This is a genomic window from Gammaproteobacteria bacterium (assembly GCA_024235095.1).
Classification (GTDB): Bacteria; Pseudomonadota; Gammaproteobacteria; order Competibacterales; family Competibacteraceae; genus UBA2383.
This window is the reverse complement of the sequence record JACKNC010000006.1, coordinates 1-3,453: the sequence shown is the minus strand read 5'-3', so window position 1 is coordinate 3,453 and position 3,453 is coordinate 1. Positions and strand designations below refer to the sequence as shown.

The window sequence follows — 3,453 nt, the reverse complement described above, 5'->3', positions numbered from 1 at the left end:
CTGGTTCAAGCGTCGAGCGGATGATGAAAAAATCGCGGCTCATGGGCTAGCGCGGGTAGTTTCTGTGCATAAAAAAAGTTATACAGTCACTAGAGGTAAGGAGGAGGTATTTGCAGAATTATCAGGAAATCTTCTATATAGTACAGACTCTGCTAGTGACCTTCCTACCACGGGCGACTGGGTATATGCAGACTTCCACGATGAGGATACCCACGCCATAATCCATGGTGTTTTACCACGAAAAACTCATCTAAAGAGAAAAACAGCCGGAAGATTAGTTGACTTCCAGTTGATAGCTGCAAATATTGATGTTGCCTTCATTATCCAGTCTTTGAATGAAAATTTTAATCTAAGCAGACTGGAGCGATATTTGGTGATGGTCAACGAAAGTGGTATCAAACCCGTTATTCTGCTTAGCAAATGTGATCTGATTTCTAAAGAAGAAATTGAAGAGATTAAGCAAAGTGTTCTGGCTATTACTCCTCAATCTATTGTTCTAGAGTTTAGTAATTTGAATCGAGAGAACAATGATTCAATAAGCAAATTGTTAAAAAAAGGCCATAGCTATTGTCTGCTGGGCTCTTCTGGTGTTGGGAAGACTACTTTGCTAAACAACCTCATAGGCAATGAAAAATTTGCAACGCGGTCAGTCAGTAAGACACAAAGCAAAGGCCGACATACTACCACGAGCCGTCAATTAGTTCGGTTAGAAAATGGAGCAATGATCATCGATACTCCGGGAATGAGAGAGCTTGGTAATATATCCGCAGATGATGGTTTAGATGAAACGTTCTCGGAAATCATTGAGATTTCCCATAGCTGTAAATTTGGTAATTGTTCTCATACCAATGAGCGGGGCTGTGCGATATTAGCCGCCATAGAGGTAGGCGATCTGTCTGAGAAGCGTTATCAGAATTACCTGAAGATGAGAAGAGAAGCTGAATTTTATGAAATGTCTTATTCAGAGAAGAGAAAAAAAGACAAGGACTTTGGTAAGCTGGTTAAATCAATTCTAAAGAACAAACAAAGGTAATACACTACCATATCCACTCGACTCACAAAAGCGCTGCTATCCACACATGATAGGATAATAGGGTCTGGCGAACGAACTCAGTCACTGCTATTTATGATAGTAATAATGTTCTTGCCGGTCAATTCCTCGGCCTTCCCACCGGCTGCTGGCTTATCGTCGCGATTGCCGTTCCCATTGCCCATCAGGTTTATGCCTGGTTGTAGTCGTTCACACCCCCTGCCCTTGACTTCCTTTTGATGAGGAAGCATGGAACACTGAGAATCGTGTGCTCAGACTGATTTTATGCCTCCATGCACCTGAATGATCATAGCCTGCGCGTAGTCGTTCACTCCCCTTGCTGGGGTAGAGGAGCGAGGGGCTGGCCGGCGCGGCGGTCAGCGATCGCCCGTTCGAGATAGCGCCAAGGGGATTGACCCCGCTGACGACAGGTATCGATGACGCTCGCAAGGAGCGCCATGACTCGCGAACCCACCTCGGTGCGGGTTCCCAGACTGAGCTTGCGCAGGATGACCCAGTGCCGCAAGGCGCGCTCGGCGTCATTGTTCGTCAGCGGCAGTGCCGGGTGTTGCAACACCTGGAAGATGGCCTCCCAATCGTGGAGTAACTCCACCGCCAAGGCGTGAGTTTTGCCGTGATCACTCCCACGGTGTTGCTCGCAAGCGGTTCGCAATGTCGCCAAGGCGGCCGCGTGTTGTCCGGGCAGATCGACGGGGAGTGGGCCTTCTCGGGCGGCATACACGGCCGCCAGTAACACTTCCAAGGTGTTCAACACTCGCCGACCAAAAGCCCGAGCCGTCTGATCGCTGCTTTGGGCCAGTCCCCGCGCCTTACGAATGAGGTGCGCCCAACACCGCAACCGGCGTGGATAGTGGCGGTAGGCGCCCCAACCATCGCTCATCAGCCAGCCGTGGAAGCCTTCCAACACGTTATCGAGGAGTTCCTTACCGCGCCCGGCCACGTAGTACAGCGTCACGGTGAGCGCCCGGAACACCCACAACCAGAAGGTTTCACCGTGTTCCGGCCAGGGCGTTTCATCCGCATGCAGCAAAGCGCTGTCCAGCAGGGCCTGGACGAGCTCCGCTTCGGCGGGCGCGATGGCCGCACTCGCTTCATGGATCGTCTGATGCAGCGTGCCGATGCTCAGTTTCAGGCCTAACCACTGCGCGAGGAATTCCTGAATTCGTGCCCGCGACAGCCGAAACCGGAAGGCCAGCGCCACCATCAGCGCGGCCAGTCCAGGACCCACGAGCCGCCATTCCCCAAGTGTTATACTCGCCAGTAACGGATCGACCGCCCTTGACCGGCCCGGGCACGGGTGTGATGCCCACAGGCGCAGGACGCCTCGTAATAGCGATGATCCACCACCCGCAAGGTCAGACCCGGTGCGACCGGATTGCCCCAGTGCAGGTCGACCGATTGAAAGCCGGTGTAGGCGATCGCGCCTGCCGGAACCAGGGTTTGGCCACAGCCCGCGCAGACCGCCGGGTAATGCGCCTGCTCCCCACACTTGGGTGCGGCCCATCCCCGGAGCACCGGGTTGTTTGCCGGCTTTACGGGCCGGTTGGACCTCCGCCGGTTGGACCTTCGCCACTTCCGCTAGCTCTGGCTTGAGTTCGTCGTCCTCGGCGTCTTCATCCGATACCTGCCCACCACTCGTCTGCTCCCACGGGACGCGACTACTCGGCGGACGCGAGCTGTTCTCCGGCCCTTGGTGCAAGCGGTCCCGAGCCTCCTTGAGATCCGTGAGTAATCGCAGCGACAGAGCGCATAACGCCTCCGGCTCCAAGGATCGGAGGTAGGCATCGTCGATCTGGCGCAGGCGCCACCGCTCAGACCCACCCACTTGCAGACCGGGTCGGGTGGAGACCCCCGAAACGGCGCAGCTCACCATGGCCTGCATGGAGAAGGGGCTCGCCGCCGCCCAGCGCTTGCCGGATCAGCCCCTCATGGGACGCTCAAAGGGTCCAACCCACCCGGAGCCTCCCATGAATGCCACCGTACCCGATCCATCCCCGGTCGTTCGCGCCACCGTGACTTCCGCCGCCGCGCCGTTCGCGCCGGTGGACGGACAACTCGCTTACCTGCCGCTGGATTGGATCGACGTCCAACCCGGTTTCAACCCACGCACCTTTTTCGAGGACGGCGAGTTCGCCGCCCTGGTCGAATCAGTGAATGTTCAAGGCATCCTGCAAGCGATTTGGGTCCGACCGCAGGAGAACTACGATCCGGCCCGTCCGCGCTTTTGGCTGATCGCGGGCGAGCGCCGGCTGCGGGCGGCCCACACCGCCGGTTTGCCCTGTATTCCCGTCACCGTCCGCGTCGCCGATGCGCGCCAAGCCCTGATCCTGGTCGAACTGGAGAACAATCCGGCCCTACGGATCAATCTGTCGGTGGCCGAGGAAGCCCAATTCGCGCAGCGC

2 protein-coding genes and 1 pseudogene are annotated in these 3,453 nt (G+C 56.2%); 2 read left to right on the top strand and 1 reads right to left on the bottom strand.

The window, feature by feature from the left end; all coding sequences use genetic code 11:
- Positions 1-1,033: ribosome small subunit-dependent GTPase A (gene rsgA, locus H6973_20725; GenBank protein MCP5127939.1), on the top strand; the 1,033-nt coding region annotated here is incomplete at its 5' end.
- Positions 1,034-1,358: 325 nt separating this feature from the next.
- Here rsgA and H6973_20720 read toward each other — a convergent pair.
- Positions 1,359-2,852, bottom strand: a pseudogene (locus H6973_20720) (IS66 family transposase).
- A 166-nt stretch (positions 2,853-3,018) separates the two neighbouring features.
- Here H6973_20720 and H6973_20715 point away from each other — a divergent pair.
- Positions 3,019-3,453 (top strand): ParB/RepB/Spo0J family partition protein (locus H6973_20715; protein ID MCP5127938.1); only part of this gene is annotated, 435 nt, incomplete at its 3' end.